Genomic DNA, 17,001 nt, shown 5'->3' on the forward strand with positions numbered 1-17,001 from the left:
CAGCATCAAACATGCAATAGCAAGTGCTTACGCTCCCAAGGGCTGATCACTTTGGCGTATTCGATGTATTCCGATTGTTTGACGGCGCAATAGGCGGTAATGAATTTTTCACCCAGCACCTCGGCAATCGGCGCGCATTCGGCCAATTGGTTGATCGCGCCTTCTAGCTCTCTGGCAAATGCAAACGGCAGACTATATGCATCGCCCGTGAGCGGTTCAGTCGGCTCGAGTTGTTCGACAATACCCAAATAAGCGCAAGCCAAAGTAGCGGCCAATGCCAAGTAGGGATTGCAATCGACCCCCGGCACGCGGTTTTCAATTCGCCGCGCTGCAGGGGTGGAGTACGGAATACGAATACCGCAAGTGCGGTTATCAAAACCCCATTGCACATTAATCGGGGCGGCATAGTAGCGAGTGAGACGGCGATAGCTATTTACAAACGGTGCAAATAGCGAAATCACCGCCGGAAAGTATTTTTGCATGCCAGCGATCGATTGATAAAACACCGTGCTCGGTTGGCCGTCGTCGTTGGAGTAAATATTTTTACCGCTGGTTTTATCGACCACACTCATATGAATATGCATGGCCGATCCGGGCTCATGCTCCATCGGTTTGGCCATAAAAGTGGCATACATTTGATGGCGAATCGCTGCTTCGCGCACCGTGCGTTTAAATAAGAAAATCTGATCGGCTAATTCTAAGGCGTTGCCATGCAAGAAATTGATTTCCATTTGGCAAGCGCCGACTTCATGAATCAAGGTGTCGATTTGTAATCCTTGCGCGTCGCAATAGTCATAGACGTCTTCGAATAAATCGTCATATTCATTCACCGCATCAATCGAATACGCTTTGCGTCCGGTTTCGGGCCGGCCTGTTCGCCCGAGTGGTGGTTGCAAGGGCAGGTCGGGGTCGCGATTAATATCGACCAGATAAAACTCCATTTCGGGCGCAACCACCGGCTCCCAGCCGCGCTCTTCATAAAGCTTTAATACCCGCCGCAATACATAGCGGGGTGATAGCTCAACGGGGGTGCCGTCAAAATGAAAACAATCATGAATCACTTGCGCCACCGGGTCTTTGGCCCAAGGCACCAGGCGAATGGTATTGGGGTCGGGAATGAGCACCATATCGGGATCGGTACTGGGGGTGATGCCTTCGGCGTATTCACCGGTCACGGTTTGCACCAGCACCACTTGCGGCAAGCGCATGCCGTCGTCTTCGTTAAATTTTTCGCGCGGTACGATTTTGCCACGGGCAATCCCCGTAAAATCAGGGGTTACGCATTCCACTTCGGTGATTCGCCGCTCGCGCAGCCATTCGCTAATTAAGCTCATCATCATTCCTTCAAACAAAAGTGCTGCGCTTGGGTGAGGTCGGATTGTCTTACCCGCTTAAGCGAAATGTTTATGTTGGTAATGCGCCTGACAGGCAGCAGCAAAAGCGTTAAAGATCGCCATCGATAGAGGGTTGTCGGCGTATTGCCATTCTGGATGCCACTGCACCGCCAGATTAAAGCTTGGCGTGTCGGCCAAGCGAAACGCTTCGATTAAGCCGTCAGGTGCAATCGCTTCGGCGACTAAACCGTGGCCTAATTGTTTGACGCCTTGTTGATGCAGCGAGTTGACCATTGCTTGTTGCTGTCCGTAGAGGCGGTGCAGTAAGCCGTCAGCCACCAGCTCGATCGGGTGAGCCAAACCATACATGGTGTCGATATCCCCTTCGGGTTCGCGGTGATCGAGCATGTGATCCAAGGTTTGAATTTGTTGATGCAGGCTGCCACCGAAAGCGACATTGATTTCTTGAGCGCCACGGCATAAGCCCAATATCGGGATGTGGGCGGCAATGGCGGCGCGAATTAAGGGCAGCGTGGTGGCGTCGCGTTCGGCATCGTTAAAATCATCGGCTAAGGGCGTGCCGCCATAATGCTCGGGTTCAATATTGCTATTGCTACCGGTAAACAGCAGCCCGTCGACCAGTGATAAAATTTGCGCGTGATCGCGAGCGCCTAGTGCGGGGATCAATAGCGGCAAGCCGCCGGTTCCGGCGATGGCGGCGAGGTATTTTTCACCGACTAGATGATAAAAATGGCCACTTTCTAAGCGCCAGCGGCAGCAAACAATACCAATGATGGGTAGACCCATAATGATCTCTTTATTTAAATCATGGTCTCAATGACTTGTTCACTCGGGGTGTAATCGAGCGCTAAATCCCGCGCCACCGCGGCATAAGTGAGCTTGCCACGGCAGATGTTGAGGCCATTGCGTAAGTGCGGATCATTTTGCAAGGCGCGTTGCCAACCTTGATTGGCGATAGCCAGCGCAAACGGCAAAGTGGCATTAGTCAGCGCCAAGGTGGCGGTTCGCGCCACGCCGCCGGGCATATTGGCGACGCAGTAATGAATCACATTGTCGACCACATACGTTGGCGACTCATGCGTGGTGGCGTGCGAGGTTTCAAAGCAGCCGCCTTGATCGATCGCCACGTCGACTAACACCGAGCCCGGTTTCATGAGCTTAAGCATTTGCCGAGAGATTAATTTGGGCGCCGCAGCACCGGGGATGAGCACTGCACCAATGACTAAATCGGCGCTGGCGAGCGCGACTTCGATGGCGTCGGTGGTCGAAAACAGCGTGGTCAGTTGCGGACCAAATTGAGCGTCTAGTTCTTTAAGGCGCGCTAAAGACACATCAAACAGCGATACGTTGGCACCTAAACCCAGCGCCATTCTGGCGGCATTGATACCGACCACGCCACCGCCTAACACGATCACATTGGCCGGCGCGACGCCGGGCACGCCGCTCAGCAAAATCCCCGAGCCGCCTTGGGTTTTTTCTAGGCAATGCGCGCCAGCTTGAATCGACATTCGCCCAGCCACTTCGGACATCGGCGCTAATAATGGCAAACCACCGCGTGCATCGGTGACGGTTTCATAGGCAATGGCAATGCATTCGCTGGCCAGCAGGCCTTGGGTTTGTTCTGGATCAGCGGCGAGGTGCAAATAAGTAAACAAGATTTGCCCGGGCCGCAGTTGGGCAATTTCACTGGCTTGCGGCTCTTTGACTTTGATAATCATCTCGGCGCGTTGGTAAATTTCTTGCGCCGAATCGACGATCTGCGCACCGGCGCCGATGTAATGGTGGGCGGTAAAACCCACCGCGTCGCCTGCGTATTGCTGGATTAACACTTGATGGCCGTGTTTGACGAGTTCTTTCACCCCGCTTGGAGTAAGGCCAACACGATATTCGTGATTTTTAATTTCTTTCGGTATGCCGATCAACATCTGATTCACCTTGGCGCGCAATGGCGATGATTATTTTTAACGAGCTTACTTAGAGTGTAGCTAGGTAATTGCCTTTTCCAAGGTCGGTTTCTTAGCATTGCTGACGATTGATTGACCAAGCGACTTTTAGATTGCAGGTTCGGCAGAGTATTGCTGGCATCAGCGCCAGTGCGCGACAAAACCCGCGTCAACAGTTTCTGGCCATGGTGTATGCTAAAAGTCAGCTTGTTTTGGTATTAACCAACAGTTCAATAGGGTATTTGATCGATAGCGCGGCCAGTCAATCGAGTTCACTTGGCCGCATTGCTCGTTGCTCAATCGCGCAATCTGCGCCGCATTGTATAAAGTCACCTTACAAGAGATGCATCATGGCAAAAACTCAGCAAGATTGGTCGGCGCTCGCCGCGCAGTTGCAGTTTGAAGGGCGCGCTTTTATTGATGGCGCGTATTGCCAAACCGCGAATACTTTTCCTTGTATTAATCCAGCCACGCAGCAGGTTTTGGCCGCAGTGAGTCTGTGCACGGACATTGAAGTGAATACCGCGGTGCGTGCGGCGCGCGCAGCGTTTAATGATCAGCGTTGGGCGGGCTTGGCGCCTGCTGTGCGTAAAGGTATTTTGCTGCGTTTGGCGGCGTTGATTCGTGAGCACGCCAATACGCTGGCCTTGCTGGAAAGCCTCGACACCGGCAAGCCGATTTCGGACGCTTTAGCGGTGGATATTGCCGGTAGTGCGTATTGTATTCAGTGGTATGCCGAGGCGATTGATAAAGTCGGTGGTGAGGTGGTGCCCGTGGCGGGCAATATGCTGGGTATGGTGACGCGAGAGGCAGTGGGCGTGGTCGCTGCGGTGGTACCCTGGAATTTTCCACTTTTGATGAGTAGCTGGAAAATCGCCCCAGCTTTGGCCATGGGTAATTCGGTGATTTTAAAACCATCCGAAAAATCGCCACTAACGGCGATTTATATTGCGGCTTTAGCCAAAACAGCGGGATTGCCCGATGGCGTGTTGCAAGTGCTACCGGGCGCGGCTGAAACTGGGCGCTTATTGGCTGAGCATCTTGACGTGGATTGCATCACTTTTACCGGCTCAACCGCAGTGGGTAAAGCGATTATGCAAGCGGCGGCACAGAGTAATTTAAAGCGCGTTTGGCTCGAGCTGGGCGGCAAATCGCCAAATATTATTTTGGCCGATTGCCCTGATGTGCGCGTTGCCGCTGCAGCCGCAGCGGGGGGGATTTTTTATAATCAAGGTGAAATGTGCTCGGCAGGCTCGCGGATTTTAGTGCAAAAGGCGATTTATCCTGAATTTATGGCCGCCTTGCAAGCGGCGGCTAAGGATTATGCGCCAGCTAATCCGCTCGATCCAGCTTGTAAAATGGGCGCGATCATTGATCAGATTCAATACCAAAAAGTATTGGCTTGGATTGAGCTTGGCAAGCAAGAGGCCGAGTGGTTGGGCGGTGGTGAAGCGGTGCATGTGGCGTCGGGTTGGTTTATTACCCCGGCGATTTTTAAAGCCAGCCCATCAGCGCGCATTGCGCGTGAAGAAATTTTTGGCCCGGTGGCGACGGTGCTGGTGTTTGATACGCCAGATGAAGCGATTGCCATGGCCAATGACAGCGAATACGGTTTGGCCGCCGCAGTGTGGACGTCGGACTTAAATACTGCGCATCAAATGGCCAAGCAATTGCGCGCCGCAACGGTGTGGATTAATTGCTACGACGAAGGGGGAGATATGAACCTGCCTTTTGGTGGCTATAAGCAATCGGGCAATGGCCGCGATAAGTCGCTACACGCATTAGAAAAATACACCGAATTGAAATCGACTTTGATTAAATTGTTTTAAAACAAAGAAATTGGCAATTGATCCACTGTATTACGATGCACTGCATTTAAAATAGTAAAGGGTATTGAACGCTAGGCCTTATTTTAATAAGTCTAGCGTTCAATACCCTTTTGTTTTTTTGAGGTTTATTGGCATCGATTGCCGCTGCTTTTCAAATTGCGGCTTTTTTTAGTATAAAATCATTGCCGATGGATTCCCAGCGAGCGCGCATCTTATTTTGCTCTAAACAGCGGCATTGTTTTCATCGGCGCAAAGCCAAAGTGTTCCGCTGCCAGCAGCTGGTGAGTGAATTGGCGTTGCTTGGCGTGGCTGTATTTGCGCCGCAATGGACTGTTGGAACGGCCTATTTGCATTGCGATGCGGGCGATCTGGCTGCGCTACGCGTGGCGATTGAGATGTTGATTCGGGATGTTGTGATTCAGGATGCTGTGATTCGGGCATCAATGCCCAAGGTAAGACAAAGGATAAACAATGAGTACCCGAGTATTATTTGTTGAAGACGACGCTGAATTAGCCGAATTAATTGGCGGTTTTTTGCGCTCGTTTGAGTTTACCGTCGAAGTACTCGGCGATGGTTTAGGGGTGAATGACAATGTGAAAGCCAATCCTCCTGATTTGATTTTGCTCGATATTATGTTGCCCGGTAAAGATGGCTTGACCATTTGCCGCGAATTGCGTGAGTTTTATACTGGACCGATTGTGCTGCTCACCTCGCTCAATAGCGATATGAATCAGATTTTGGGCTTTGAAATCGGCGCGACTGATTACGTAGTTAAAACCACGCCGCCTTCGGTGCTATTGGCGCGGATTCGTTCTCATTTACGCCACGCCGGTAGTGGCAGCCTGCTGGCGGCAGTGCCGGTGCAAGATCAATCACGGCTTAATTTTGGACGTTTGCAAATTGATGCCCGTAATCGCAGCGCGGTGTATCGCGGCGAACAAATGGGTTTGTCCAGTAGCGATTTTGATTTGCTGTGGGAATTGGCCAGCCACGCCGGCGAGATTTTAAGCCGTGATCATTTGCTGAAAAAACTGCGCGGTATTGAATACGATGGCCTAGATCGCAGTATGGATGTGGCGATTTCTCGCTTACGTAAAAAACTCGACGACGATCCGATTGACCCCCGCAAAATCAAAACCATTCGTAACAAAGGGTATTTGTTTGCGAGCGATATCTGGCAAGACGAGTAATCATATACCCTAGTATTTATTCTAAATACGAGGGTGAAAAAATGATTTACCACAGAGGCACAGAGACACAGAGAAAACCATTAGATTGGGTGCTGTAGCGAAACCAAAACTGATTTTGTTCAAAGGTGTCTTTTGTTTTTCCTCTGCGTCTCTGCGTCTCTGTGCCTCTGTGGTGAGGTTTTTCTAGCCATATTCTAATATTTCGCCCCTCGGATTTTTCATGCGCCAAGTTTTTTTGCGATTTTATTTGACCGTTGTCGTGTGTTTTTTGGCCACGTCTTTACTGATTGGCGGCATTTATAAGCAGCTGATTGAGCGCACTAATCAGCGCTACCTCACCGATATTTTTAAATCGACGGTGTCGATTATTGAAGAAGAACTTGGCGATTTGCCGCCGTCGTTATGGCATGACGAAGCATCGCGTTTGCGCGGTAAATTGCCAGTGCCGGTGCAAATTGAAAAGCTCGGCGAATACAGCTTAAGCGCCGAGAATCAACGATCTTTAGAAAAGGGCGACATTATTTTATTGCTCGATAAAGGGCTTTATATTCACCGGATTCACAAAACCGATCAAATGGTGGTGTTGGGGCCGATTCCATTTTTGACCGATTTGGATAATATTTCTTGGCTCGATTTTCTGGCCTTATTGATGATGGGGGCGGCGCTGGGCTTGCCAACGTGGCTTTGGTTGCGACCATTTTGGCGTGATTTATTGCAAATCATTCAACAAAGCCGCCGCGTAGGGCAGGGCGATTTTGCCGCCCGAGTCAAACTCGACGAAAGCTCGGCCTTGGCGTCTTTGGGCGTGACCTTCAATAGTATGGCGCAAGACGTTGAGCAGCTGACCAGCTCGCGGCGCGCCATGATTGATGCGGTCTCGCATGATTTACGCACGCCGTTAGCGCGGATGCGTTATCGCTTAGAGGCGATTAAATCCGGCACCGACAGTGGCCCGCAAGTGGCGGCGTTAGAGCGTGATTTAGGGCAGATTGACGCCTTGATCGAAGAATGGCTAACGATGTCGAGCTTAGATAGCCCGCAAATGCAGATGAATATCCAGCCGCAAGCGATGTTGCCTTGGCTGGGTAAACTTGCCGCAGAGTTGAGCTTGAGTGGCAAAGCGCCGGTGGTCGTGAATCAAATCGATCTGCTTGACCCATATCTGGAAATGGATAGTTATTACTTTGGCCGTGCGGTGAGCAATGTGTTAAGTAATGCCCGCCGCTATGGTGGCGATACTATTGTCATGACTTTGAAGTGGCATGAAGGCATGGCGCAATTAATGATTGATGATAATGGCGAGGGGATTCCAGAGGAGCAACGCAGTCGTTTATTGCAACCTTTTACGCGCATGGAAGGCAGCCGTAATAAAGCCACCGGTGGTTTTGGTTTGGGGTTGGCGATTGTGGCGATGATTTTGCGTGGCCATGGCGGGCAGGTGAGTATTGAGAGTGCGCCAGCGGGCGGGGCGCGGATTATTTTGGCGTGGCCTTGTGCTTTACGGCTCGACCTGTAAGTAAACTGCAAGTAATGTAACTTAACTACGTACTTTCAGTTACAAGACGCAACCAAGGTCCACTTCTCTCTTTAGTACGCCCAACGCATAATCCGTTCCGTCAAAGCTGCGATACAAATCCAGCTAACCCCAATTTTAAGAGATGATCAAAATGAACAAATTCCTCGCTATCATTGCAGCTGCTGTTTTGTCTTCTACTGTTGCTATCGCTGCTGCGCCAGCTTCTTCTGCTTCTGCAGTAAAAGAAGTGAAAGTTGAAAAACACGCTAAGAAAGCTTCTACTGCACAAAAAGCACAAGCTAAAAAAGCTTCTGGCGCTTCGGTAGCTTCTGCTGCTCAAAAAGCTCAAGCTAAAAAAGCTTCTGGCGCTTCTGTAGCTTCTGCTGCACAAAAAGCTCAAGCTAAAAAAGCTTCTGGCGCTTCTGTAGCTTCTGCTGCACAAAAAGCCCAAGCTAAAAAAGCTTCTGGCGCTTCTGTAGCTTCTGCTGCACAAAAAGCCCAAGCTAAAAAAGCTTCTGGCGCTTCTGTAGCTTCTGCTGCACAAAAAGCTCAAGCTAAAAAAGCTTCTGGCGCTTCTGTAGCGTCTGCTGCACAAAAAGCTCAAGCTAAAAAAGCTTCTGGCGCTTCTGTAGCTTCTGCTGCGCAAAAAGCACAATCTAAAAAAGCTTCTGCTGTAGCTTCTAAAGCATCTGCTGCTCAAAAAGCACAATCTAAAAAAGCCTCTGCTGTAGCTTCTAAAGCTTCAACTGTTGCTGCTAAGTAATTAGCCGCATCGTTGTAAACAAAGGGGACGCGCTAGCGTCCCTTTTTGCATTGTGGATTGGGTCAAAATGAAAATTGAAGAAAAAATCGCCGTCGCATTGGGCTTAACTGTGAGTGCCTGCACGCTGATCGGTGCCTTGGCGCTGGCATTCAATCCGCCGCGATTGAATACGACCAAGCCGATGGCGAGTATGCCGCCGGCCTCTTTTGTTCGTGCTGCGAGTATGCCAGACAAACAAAATCCCGAACTTTCACGGCAACAACAGATTCTATTTTTTGGCACGGATGACCGTTTGGTGATTCCAGCGCCGTATCCTGCGCCGTTTGCTGCCATTGGCCAGCTCACCACCAAAAATGATTACAACTGCACTGCCACCCTGGTCGCCCCCGATTTAGCGGTGACCGCCGCGCATTGTTTTATGATGGAAGCACGTAAACCCGATGCCGGTTTATGGTTTAAAGCCGGTTTTCATCAGGGTGAATATCAAGCCAAATACCAAGTGCTCGATCAAGTATTTCATCCGGCGTTTAAGCGTGGTTTGCAATACAAAGGCAATGATGTGTATATCTTGCCGCAAGCGGCTGAACACGATATTGCTTGGCTCAAGCTCAAATTGGTTGAAGGCGTGGCACCCGCACCAATGCCTTTGTTTAAAGGCGAGCGGGCGGCTTTAGAGTTGGCGTTTAAAACGGCGAACATGCAGCTTAATCAAGGTGGTTTTGCCGAAGATCATGATCAATTACTCACTGCGCATTTGGGTTGCAGCTTAAGCAAATTTCGTCAAAACAATACCTTGTTTCATCGTTGCGACACCTTATCGGGTGATTCTGGGTCGCCGATTTGGTTAACGACCGATAACGGCCCGCTGTTGATCGGCGTACAAAGCTCGGCACCCGATTGGTTTAATCGCCAAAAAGCCGACAATGTGGGCGTGACGGTTTTGCAATTGCCTGCGCTGTAAGTGCTTGCAGGCCATTCAATACTGCAGGTTGGTTAAAAATGGTGGGTATATTGCCATAAGTATTATCTAATAAGGCTTATGGGCATATACCCGTAACTTTAGCTGAAGGCCGTCGCTTTGTTTTGTCATAAACGCCTCAGCCTGCTGGCTGCAAACCGATCGCATTGATCGCCATCGGCGTAGCTGGGGGTTTTGCGTGAGATTTCCTGCGACTAGCGCCTTTCCGCTACAATTGAATTCAATTTTTAGGGAGTCATCGATGGATATCCAACAATATATGCAAGACGTTGGCCGCGCCGCGCGTGCTGCCAGCCGTTTAATGGCCAAAGCCAATACCGGCGCCAAAAATGCCGCACTGAATGCGATTGCTGATGCCATCGAGCGTGATGCCGCGCTTTTACTCGCCGCCAACCAACAAGATATGGATCAAGCGCGTGCCGATGGTTTAGATGCGGCGATGCTCGATCGCTTGCAACTCACGCCAAAAACCATCGCCACAATGGCGCAAGGCCTGCGTGAAATGGTGGCCTTGCCAGATCCAATCGGCAATATGGGTGATTTTAAATACCGTCCGAGCGGGATTCAGGTCGGCAAAATGCGCGTACCACTGGGCGTGATCGGCATTATTTATGAAGCTCGCCCGAATGTGACCGCGGATGCGGCGGGGTTGTGTATCAAATCGGGTAATGCGACGATTTTGCGCGGTGGCCGCGAGGCATTTAACTGTAATCAAGCCATTGCGGCCTGCGTTAAAGAAGGTTTATCTGCGGCAGGTTTGCCAGCCAGCGCGGTGCAAATTATCGAAACGCTAGATCGCGCTGCGGTTGGCGAGCTGATTACGATGAATGAATTTGTCGATGTGATTATCCCGCGCGGTGGCAAAGGCTTGATTGAGCGAATTAGCCGTGATGCCCGCGTGCCAGTAATTAAGCATTTGGACGGTATTTGCCATGTGTATATCGACAATGAAGCCGATCCAGTAAAAGCGGTTCGTATCGCTGACAATGCCAAAACGCATCGCTATGCACCATGTAATACCATGGAAACGCTGCTGGTGAATGAAGCCATTGCGGCAACGATTTTGCCGCAAATTGCCGCGATTTATCGCGAAAAAGGCGTAGAAATGCGCGGTTGCTTAGCTACACAAGCGATCTTGCCAGATGCTTTGGCGGCGACAGAAGCCGATTGGCGCACCGAATATTTAGCACCGATTATTGCCATTCGGATTGTTGACGATCTGGATCAGGCGATGGATCACATCAATACCTATGGCAGTCATCATACCGACGCCATCGTGACCGAAAATTACACTAAATCACGCCAGTTTTTGCGTGAAGTTGATTCGGCTTCGGTGATGATTAACGCGTCAACGCGCTTTGCCGATGGTTTTGAATATGGCTTAGGCGCTGAAATCGGCATCTCAACCGACAAAATCCACGCCCGGGGTCCAGTCGGTTTAGAAGGGCTGACCAGCGAAAAATGGATTGTGTTTGGCGATGGCGAGATTCGAGTTTAAGTGATGAGCGTGCCCGCTGAGCTACTCGCATTGCGCGAGCAAATCGACGCGCTCGACCAGCAATTGTTTGTGCTGCTGGCCGAGCGTTTTAAAGTCACCGCCCAAGTGGGGGCATTAAAAAAACAGTGTCAGTTGCCCGCGCAAGACGTGGCGCGCGAAACGGCACAATTGCAAAAAATACAGCGTTTGGCGAGCGAAACCGGCCTTGATCCCGACTGGGCGCTGCGATTGCAGCGATTGATTTTGGATCAAGTTGTTATGCAGCATCAGCAGTGCTGATTGAATTTAAGTATGCAAAAAATCGGCATTTTTGGCGGTACGTTTGATCCCATTCATGACGGGCACTTGGCTTTGGCGCGCTGTATGCGCGATCAATTGCAGCTCAATGAAGTGCGCTTAATCCCCACCGGTTTACCGCCGCATCGTCCGATATCGCCAGTATCCCCCGCGCAGCGTTTGGCGTGGGTGAAGGCGGCGATTGCTGGCGAAGCGGGTTTGCTGGCCGATGATCGAGAAGTGCGTCGGGCTGGTTTCTGTTACACCGTCGATACGTTGCGCGAGATTCAAGCAGAAAATCCGCAAGCCTTGCTGGTTTGGTTGATTGGCGCTGATTCTTGGCAGCATTTACCAACGTGGCATGCTTGGCGTGAATTATTGGATTTGGGGCATTTACTGATCGCAGCGCGGCCTGAGTTTGATATTGACGTGGAAAATTCACGCTTAAGCCCTGATTTAGCAGAAGAATTTGCCAGTCGGCACGTAATAGCCAACACCGAGACACTGTCTCGGGGTAAAATCAGTTTATTATCCAGCCCGCTTATGGCTATCTCGTCGACGCAAGTGCGTGATTTATTATCACGCGGGGAAGATGTTTCAGCGCTCACCCCCGTGTTCGACCTGTTAGATCAAAGTGGGCTTTATCGTTAAATTATAATGCTGCGCCGTAAGTGGCTGATTGGGTTAAAAATCAGCTTCGGCGGTGGCGATGAAGCTTTTACAAGGAAATACAATGACAGAATACGTCGACGCAATGCGTGATATCGCCGTTTTGGCGCTTGAAGATATTAAAGGTAAAGAAATCCAAGTTTTGGATACCACTACACTGACTGATTTATTCGATTGCATGATCGTCGCAACTGGCGAATCAAACCGCCAAGTTCGCGCATTGGCCAATAATGTGGCGGTTGATTTGAAAGCCAAAGGTTATGAAATTCTCAGCACTGAAGGTGAAGAGACTGGCGATTGGGTTTTGGTTGATGCCGGTAGTTTGATTGTGCACGTGATGTTGCCTGCAGTGCGTGATTATTATGACCTTGAGCAATTATGGGGTGGTCAAAAACCAACCTTTAACCCAATGGGTAAAGCTTGGTCTGCAGTGTAATTACTGCACAAGGTGAGTTCCAGCTTTGCTGGACTCGCCTTTTTTTACGCCTGCGTGGTTCAGACGCAGGCCGTATCTACGCAAAAGTTGGATAAACAAACCGCGCTGCTGCAGCTCGTATATTCAGTACGATTTGGGCTGCGATGATGCGCGAAATTAATTTATTCAATTGGATGCGGATCCGGCATTATATCTATATAAGCAAATGATCTTTTTTATTCGCTTAATATTCCGTACAGTTCATCTATTCCCAGATCATCTTGATTGTAGGCGCTATGAATACTTTGTCCGAAGCAAGGCTGACGCACTTAAAGCAGCTTGAAGCCGAATCGATCCACATCATTCGTGAAGTGGCCGCTGAATTTGAAAATCCCGTCATGCTGTATTCAATTGGCAAAGATTCTGCCGTGATGCTGCATTTAGCTAAAAAAGCCTTTGCGCCGGGCAAACCACCATTTCCGTTGATGCACGTCGATACGACGTGGAAATTCCAAGAAATGTATAAGCTGCGCGATAAACAAATCGCAGACGGTTGGAATTTGATTCGCCACGTGAACGAAGATGGCGTCGCGGCGGGGATTAATCCGTTTACCGCTGGCTCAGCCAAGCATACCGATGTGATGAAAACCGAAGGCTTAAAACAAGCGTTAAATAAATACGGTTTTGACGCGGCTTTTGGTGGTGCACGTCGTGACGAAGAAAAATCGCGCGCCAAAGAGCGGGTGTATTCATTCCGCGATAAAAACCATCGTTGGGATCCAAAAAATCAGCGCCCCGAGCTGTGGAATATCTACAACTCGAAAGTCGACAAAGGCGAATCGATTCGCGTATTTCCGATTTCGAATTGGACTGAGCTCGACATCTGGCAATACATCTATATGGAAAACATCGAGATCGTGCCGCTGTATTTGTCAGAAGAGCGTGAAGTCGTTGAATACAACGGTTCTTTGGTGATGGTCGACGATGACCGCATTTTGCAATATCTGACGCCAGAGCAAAAAGCGACGATCAGTAAAAAATGGGTGCGTTTCCGAACGCTAGGTTGCTATCCATTGACTGGTGCCGTGGAGTCAAAAGCCGCCACCTTGCCTGAAGTGATTCAGGAAATGCTGCTGGCGACCACCTCCGAGCGCCAAGGCCGCGCCATTGACCATGACTCATCTGGCTCGATGGAAAAGAAAAAAATGGAAGGCTATTTCTAACATCGGGGAATAGGGAATAGGGAGTAGGGAGTTGAGCTTAGCTCCTCCGACTCCCCAATCCCCACTCCCCACTCCCGGGGTTTTACACATGTCAAATCAATCAGAACTGATCGCCAGCGATATCTTGGCGTATTTGAAGCAACACGAAAACAAAGACATGCTGCGTTTTATTACTTGCGGCAATGTGGATGACGGTAAATCGACTTTGATCGGTCGTTTGCTGCATGACTCAAAACTGATTTTTGAAGATCACCTCGCGGCGATTCAAAAAGACAGCCAAAAATTTAACACCACCGACCAAGAAATCGACTTGGCGCTGCTGGTTGACGGCTTGCAAGCCGAGCGTGAGCAGGGCATTACCATTGACGTGGCTTACCGTTATTTCAGTACTGAAAAACGCAAATTCATCATCGCCGATTGCCCAGGGCACGAGCAATACACGCGCAATATGGCAACGGGTGCTTCAACGTCTGACCTCGCAATTATCTTGATCGATGCGCGTTACGGCGTGCAAACGCAAACGCGTCGCCACAGCTTTATTGTGTCACTGCTCGGTATCAAGCAAGTCATCGTTGCCGTGAACAAAATGGATTTGGTTGAGTTCTCGGAAGCGCGTTACCAAGAAATTTGCGCGCAGTATCTCGATTTTGCTAAAGATTTGGCGATTGAAGACATCGAATTCGTGCCATTGTCGGCGCTGCGCGGCGATAACGTCGTCAATGAGTCCGACAAAACGCCGTGGTACGAAGGCCAAACTTTGATGGGCTTGCTCGAATCAGTCCAAATCAATAAAAACGCTAAGCTCGATGCATTCCGTCTGCCAGTGCAATACGTCAATCGCCCGAATCTCGATTTCCGTGGCTTCTGCGGCACGATTGCCGCTGGCCATGTGTTGCCGGGCGACGAAATTATCGCGCTGCCATCAGGCAAAAAATCGACAGTCAAAGCGATTGTCGCGTTTGAAGGCGAGCAGCCCGCAGCGTATTCTGGCCAAGCGATCACGCTCACGCTGGAAGATGAAATCGACATTTCTCGCGGCGATATGATTGTTCGGGCCCAAGACGCGCAGCCACATGTGGGCAGTGCGTTTGATGCGCATTTGGTGTGGATGAACGAAGCGCCGTTGGTGGTTGGCAAGGAGTATATGGTCAAGCTCGGCGGTAAACAATGCTTCGGGCGCGTTACCTCCATCCAGTATCGTATCGACGTGAATAGCCTTGATCATCTGAACGTGCAAGAACTCAAACTCAATGAGATTGGTTTGGTGCGTATTGATTTGACTGCGCCGATAGCATTTGATACCTACCGCGAATGCCGTGGTACGGGTAATTTGATCATTATTGATCGCTTAAGCAACGCCACGTCTGCCGCTGGTATGATCCATGCCCCAGCAGTGGCGGCGGTGGCTGAAGTCGATGAATTGACGCGTTTACGTGCTTTTGAGGCCGATTTGAATGTGCTGGTTCGCAAACATTTCCCGCATTGGGGCGCAAAAGACGTTTTGGATTTATTGAAGTAATTGCTGGAGTTTTAGCCATTGAACCCGCGTTATCGCGGGTTTTTTTATGGCGATGCGGCCAGCGCAGCGAAAATAATGTGGATTAAATTCGCAGTGAAAGCTTACCGAATGTAGATTCAGCATCTAAACTGAGGCCATGAGTTTACCCGCTGACGCGCCAATAATAGGAATACTAAAGATGTCGCTGGCCATTGATTTTTATTTTGATTTTTCCTCACCTTATGGCTATATCGCCTCCCAATTGATCGAACCCCTTGCAGAAAAATACGGTCGCTCGAGTCGTTGGCATGCGATTGTGTTAAATGATCATTTTCAATCGATTGAGCGGATGAAACTGGCCGGCAATATGATGCGAACCGATTATATGAAGCGCGATGCTCAGCGTTTGGCGGCTTATTACGGCATTGCTTATCAAACGCCGACTTTAGTTGGCGTGAATACCGAACAGGCGGCACGGCTGTTTCACACCATTCATGATCGTGATCCGCAGCAAGGCACGGCTTTTGCCAGCTTGGTGCTGAAGGCTTATTTTGTCGAAAATAAAAACATCGCCATCTTAGAAGAGCTGCAAGCGCTGGCAAGCCAAGTGGATATTTCTGCAGCAGAATTTCACGAGGCCTGCAGTAATCCAAGCAGTCGTGCTCGGGTCAAGGCCGAGGTCGATATGGCTGAGGCGCGCGGTGTCTTTGGCTCGCCATTTTTTATGGTGGGGGGCGAGCGCTTTTGGGGCAATGATCGTTTGCCGCAACTCGAGCGCTGGCTGGCTACTGGGCCATACTAGCGCTCCACCGCAGATGCGGCTTAGTCGCGCGTTAATACTTCTAATAATTCAATTTCAAAATACAAATCAGAATTGGGTTTGATATGTTCGCCAATTTGCCGCTCGCCATAGGCCAAATGCGCTGGGACGAATAACTTGCGCTTGCCGCCGACTTGCATCCCCATCAGCCCTTGATCCCAGCCTTTAATCACTCGGCCAGTCCCAATAACGCATTGAAATGGCTTGCCTTTATGGTGTGAAGAATCAAACACCGTGCCGTCAAGCAAAGTGCCGGTGTAGTGGGTGGTGATTAAAGCGCCTTTCACTGCGGCCTTGCCTTGCCCAACGACGAGGTCTTCGATGATGAGTTCTGTAGTCATAGTCTTTAAATTCATGAGTGAATAAAAATCGGTATTGCAGTGCTGCAGTCTTTAACGTTTGGCAAAGGCTAAAGCCCCACCCACGGCAAAAAAAGCCAGCGCACAGCTACGATTAAACGCTTTAATTCTTTGGCCGCTGGCCAACCAGCGCGCTAGCGACATGCCGCCCAAGGCATAAATCAGCTGCCAACTAAGCTCAATCACAAAAAAGCTACTGAGTAAAATCAGCCACTGTGGGCCTTGCGGCAAACTGGGGTTAATAAACTGCGGCAAAAAAGCACCGGCAAATAAAATCGCTTTGGGGTTCGACAAGGCGATCGTCAGTCCGGTACGAAAGCGGGCGCGCGGCGTATCGGCGTTGGCATTCGGCAGCGACAGTTGGCTACCGGCATGCCAGCATTGATAGCCTAAATACAGTAAATACAAAGCACCAACCATTTTTAACGCGGTAAATAGCGGCGCTGAAGCCGCTAAAATGGTACTGACTCCCATCGCCGAAGCACTCAGTAGCAAGGCCAAACCGACAATCGTTCCCGCCATCGTCGCCGTTGTTGCTCGCCAGCCATAGCGTGCACCGTGGCTAATCATCAGCAACATATTGGGCCCGGGCGTTGCCGAGATAAAGCAAGTGGTGGCAATAAAAGCCAGCCAAATCTGCAAAGACATTTTTTATCTCCTGAGGCGC

The 17,001-nt window shown here is 50.1% G+C and carries 18 protein-coding genes; 13 read left to right on the forward strand and 5 right to left on the reverse strand.

The window, feature by feature from the left end; translation table 11 throughout:
• Window positions 1-5: 5 nt before the first annotated feature.
• The 3 genes from LG219_RS11470 to ald are packed head-to-tail and all read right to left on the reverse strand — an operon-like array spanning window position 6 to window position 3,280.
• Window positions 6-1,334 carry a glutamine synthetase family protein gene (locus tag LG219_RS11470; RefSeq protein WP_226764624.1) on the reverse strand — a complete coding sequence of 443 codons (1,329 nt, stop codon included), beginning with the start codon at window positions 1,332-1,334 and terminating at the stop codon, window positions 6-8.
• Between the two features lie 57 nt (window positions 1,335-1,391).
• Window positions 1,392-2,141 carry a gamma-glutamyl-gamma-aminobutyrate hydrolase family protein gene (locus LG219_RS11475; RefSeq protein ID WP_226764625.1) on the reverse strand — a complete coding sequence of 250 codons (750 nt, stop codon included), beginning with the start codon at window positions 2,139-2,141 and terminating at the stop codon, window positions 1,392-1,394.
• Between the two features lie 14 nt (window positions 2,142-2,155).
• Window positions 2,156-3,280 (reverse strand): alanine dehydrogenase, encoded by a 1,125-nt coding sequence (ald, locus tag LG219_RS11480; protein WP_226764626.1) that lies wholly within the window; start codon window positions 3,278-3,280, stop codon window positions 2,156-2,158.
• A 368-nt stretch (window positions 3,281-3,648) separates the two neighbouring features.
• Here ald and LG219_RS11485 point away from each other — a divergent pair, with 368 nt between their 5' ends.
• From LG219_RS11485 to LG219_RS11545, 13 genes are all read left to right on the forward strand, one after another.
• Entirely contained in the window at window positions 3,649-5,127 is a 1,479-nt protein-coding gene (locus LG219_RS11485) for an aldehyde dehydrogenase family protein (RefSeq protein WP_226764627.1), read from the forward strand.
• Window positions 5,128-5,315: 188 nt separating this feature from the next.
• Window positions 5,316-5,624 carry a hypothetical protein gene (locus LG219_RS11490; protein WP_226764628.1) on the forward strand — a complete coding sequence of 103 codons (309 nt, stop codon included), beginning with the start codon at window positions 5,316-5,318 and terminating at the stop codon, window positions 5,622-5,624.
• Window positions 5,599-6,318 carry a two-component system response regulator RstA gene (rstA, locus tag LG219_RS11495; RefSeq protein ID WP_173533046.1) on the forward strand — a complete coding sequence of 240 codons (720 nt, stop codon included), beginning with the start codon at window positions 5,599-5,601 and terminating at the stop codon, window positions 6,316-6,318. The genes LG219_RS11490 and rstA overlap by 26 nt, the downstream gene beginning before the upstream one ends.
• A 220-nt stretch (window positions 6,319-6,538) precedes the next feature.
• Window positions 6,539-7,834 (forward strand): ATP-binding protein, encoded by a 1,296-nt coding sequence (locus LG219_RS11500; RefSeq protein WP_226764629.1) that lies wholly within the window; start codon window positions 6,539-6,541, stop codon window positions 7,832-7,834.
• A 151-nt stretch (window positions 7,835-7,985) separates the two neighbouring features.
• Window positions 7,986-8,597, forward strand: a complete 612-nt coding sequence (locus LG219_RS11505) for a hypothetical protein (protein WP_226764630.1) — start codon at window positions 7,986-7,988, stop codon at window positions 8,595-8,597.
• Window positions 8,598-8,664: 67 nt separating this feature from the next.
• The gene (locus LG219_RS11510; protein WP_226764631.1) at window positions 8,665-9,558 is read left to right on the forward strand and encodes a trypsin-like serine peptidase; all 894 of its coding nucleotides are present in this window, start codon (window positions 8,665-8,667) and stop codon (window positions 9,556-9,558) included.
• A gap of 259 nt (window positions 9,559-9,817) precedes the next feature.
• The gene (locus tag LG219_RS11515) at window positions 9,818-11,074 is read left to right on the forward strand and encodes a glutamate-5-semialdehyde dehydrogenase (RefSeq protein ID WP_226764632.1); all 1,257 of its coding nucleotides are present in this window, start codon (window positions 9,818-9,820) and stop codon (window positions 11,072-11,074) included.
• Window positions 11,075-11,077: 3 nt separating this feature from the next.
• On the forward strand, window positions 11,078-11,353 hold the full coding sequence (locus LG219_RS11520) for a chorismate mutase (protein ID WP_226764633.1): 276 nt from the start codon (window positions 11,078-11,080) through the stop codon (window positions 11,351-11,353).
• A gap of 12 nt (window positions 11,354-11,365) precedes the next feature.
• A complete protein-coding gene (gene nadD / locus LG219_RS11525) occupies window positions 11,366-12,001 on the forward strand; it encodes a nicotinate-nucleotide adenylyltransferase (RefSeq protein WP_226764634.1) in 636 nt (211 codons plus the stop codon).
• Window positions 12,002-12,083: 82 nt separating this feature from the next.
• The gene (rsfS, locus tag LG219_RS11530; RefSeq protein ID WP_226764635.1) at window positions 12,084-12,455 is read left to right on the forward strand and encodes a ribosome silencing factor; all 372 of its coding nucleotides are present in this window, start codon (window positions 12,084-12,086) and stop codon (window positions 12,453-12,455) included.
• A gap of 275 nt (window positions 12,456-12,730) precedes the next feature.
• Complete coding sequence (cysD, locus tag LG219_RS11535; RefSeq protein ID WP_250647306.1) at window positions 12,731-13,657, forward strand: sulfate adenylyltransferase subunit CysD; 927 nt, start codon at window positions 12,731-12,733, stop codon at window positions 13,655-13,657.
• An 88-nt stretch (window positions 13,658-13,745) separates the two neighbouring features.
• Complete coding sequence (gene cysN / locus LG219_RS11540) at window positions 13,746-15,176, forward strand: sulfate adenylyltransferase subunit CysN (RefSeq protein WP_226764636.1); 1,431 nt, start codon at window positions 13,746-13,748, stop codon at window positions 15,174-15,176.
• A 178-nt stretch (window positions 15,177-15,354) separates the two neighbouring features.
• Window positions 15,355-15,957 carry a 2-hydroxychromene-2-carboxylate isomerase gene (locus tag LG219_RS11545; protein ID WP_226764637.1) on the forward strand — a complete coding sequence of 201 codons (603 nt, stop codon included), beginning with the start codon at window positions 15,355-15,357 and terminating at the stop codon, window positions 15,955-15,957.
• A gap of 20 nt (window positions 15,958-15,977) precedes the next feature.
• On the opposite strand, the gene LG219_RS11550 is transcribed toward LG219_RS11545, so the two are convergent.
• The gene (locus LG219_RS11550; RefSeq protein ID WP_226764638.1) at window positions 15,978-16,316 is read right to left on the reverse strand and encodes an FKBP-type peptidyl-prolyl cis-trans isomerase; all 339 of its coding nucleotides are present in this window, start codon (window positions 16,314-16,316) and stop codon (window positions 15,978-15,980) included.
• Window positions 16,317-16,367: 51 nt separating this feature from the next.
• Window positions 16,368-16,982, reverse strand: a complete 615-nt coding sequence (locus tag LG219_RS11555; RefSeq protein ID WP_226764639.1) for a LysE family translocator — start codon at window positions 16,980-16,982, stop codon at window positions 16,368-16,370.
• Between the last annotated feature and the right edge of the window lie 19 nt (window positions 16,983-17,001).

Origin of the sequence: Deefgea salmonis (assembly GCF_020531905.1) — a bacterium.
Lineage (GTDB): Bacteria > Pseudomonadota > Gammaproteobacteria > Burkholderiales > Chitinibacteraceae > Deefgea > Deefgea salmonis.

Coding starts and splice junctions, on each gene's coding strand:
- LG219_RS11470 (WP_226764624.1), bottom strand. CDS start 1,334: ATGAGCTTAATTAGCGAATGGCTGCGCGAGCGGCGAATCACCGAAGTG.
- LG219_RS11510 (WP_226764631.1), top strand. CDS start 8,665: ATGAAAATTGAAGAAAAAATCGCCGTCGCATTGGGCTTAACTGTGAGT.
- LG219_RS11515 (WP_226764632.1), top strand. CDS start 9,818: ATGGATATCCAACAATATATGCAAGACGTTGGCCGCGCCGCGCGTGCT.
- LG219_RS11500 (WP_226764629.1), top strand. CDS start 6,539: ATGCGCCAAGTTTTTTTGCGATTTTATTTGACCGTTGTCGTGTGTTTT.
- LG219_RS11520 (WP_226764633.1), top strand. CDS start 11,078: ATGAGCGTGCCCGCTGAGCTACTCGCATTGCGCGAGCAAATCGACGCG.
- nadD (WP_226764634.1), top strand. CDS start 11,366: ATGCAAAAAATCGGCATTTTTGGCGGTACGTTTGATCCCATTCATGAC.
- LG219_RS11485 (WP_226764627.1), top strand. CDS start 3,649: ATGGCAAAAACTCAGCAAGATTGGTCGGCGCTCGCCGCGCAGTTGCAG.
- LG219_RS11550 (WP_226764638.1), bottom strand. CDS start 16,316: ATGACTACAGAACTCATCATCGAAGACCTCGTCGTTGGGCAAGGCAAG.
- cysN (WP_226764636.1), top strand. CDS start 13,746: ATGTCAAATCAATCAGAACTGATCGCCAGCGATATCTTGGCGTATTTG.
- LG219_RS11545 (WP_226764637.1), top strand. CDS start 15,355: ATGTCGCTGGCCATTGATTTTTATTTTGATTTTTCCTCACCTTATGGC.
- ald (WP_226764626.1), bottom strand. CDS start 3,280: ATGTTGATCGGCATACCGAAAGAAATTAAAAATCACGAATATCGTGTT.
- rstA (WP_173533046.1), top strand. CDS start 5,599: ATGAGTACCCGAGTATTATTTGTTGAAGACGACGCTGAATTAGCCGAA.
- rsfS (WP_226764635.1), top strand. CDS start 12,084: ATGACAGAATACGTCGACGCAATGCGTGATATCGCCGTTTTGGCGCTT.
- LG219_RS11475 (WP_226764625.1), bottom strand. CDS start 2,141: ATGGGTCTACCCATCATTGGTATTGTTTGCTGCCGCTGGCGCTTAGAA.
- LG219_RS11505 (WP_226764630.1), top strand. CDS start 7,986: ATGAACAAATTCCTCGCTATCATTGCAGCTGCTGTTTTGTCTTCTACT.
- LG219_RS11555 (WP_226764639.1), bottom strand. CDS start 16,982: ATGTCTTTGCAGATTTGGCTGGCTTTTATTGCCACCACTTGCTTTATC.
- cysD (WP_250647306.1), top strand. CDS start 12,731: ATGAATACTTTGTCCGAAGCAAGGCTGACGCACTTAAAGCAGCTTGAA.
- LG219_RS11490 (WP_226764628.1), top strand. CDS start 5,316: ATGGATTCCCAGCGAGCGCGCATCTTATTTTGCTCTAAACAGCGGCAT.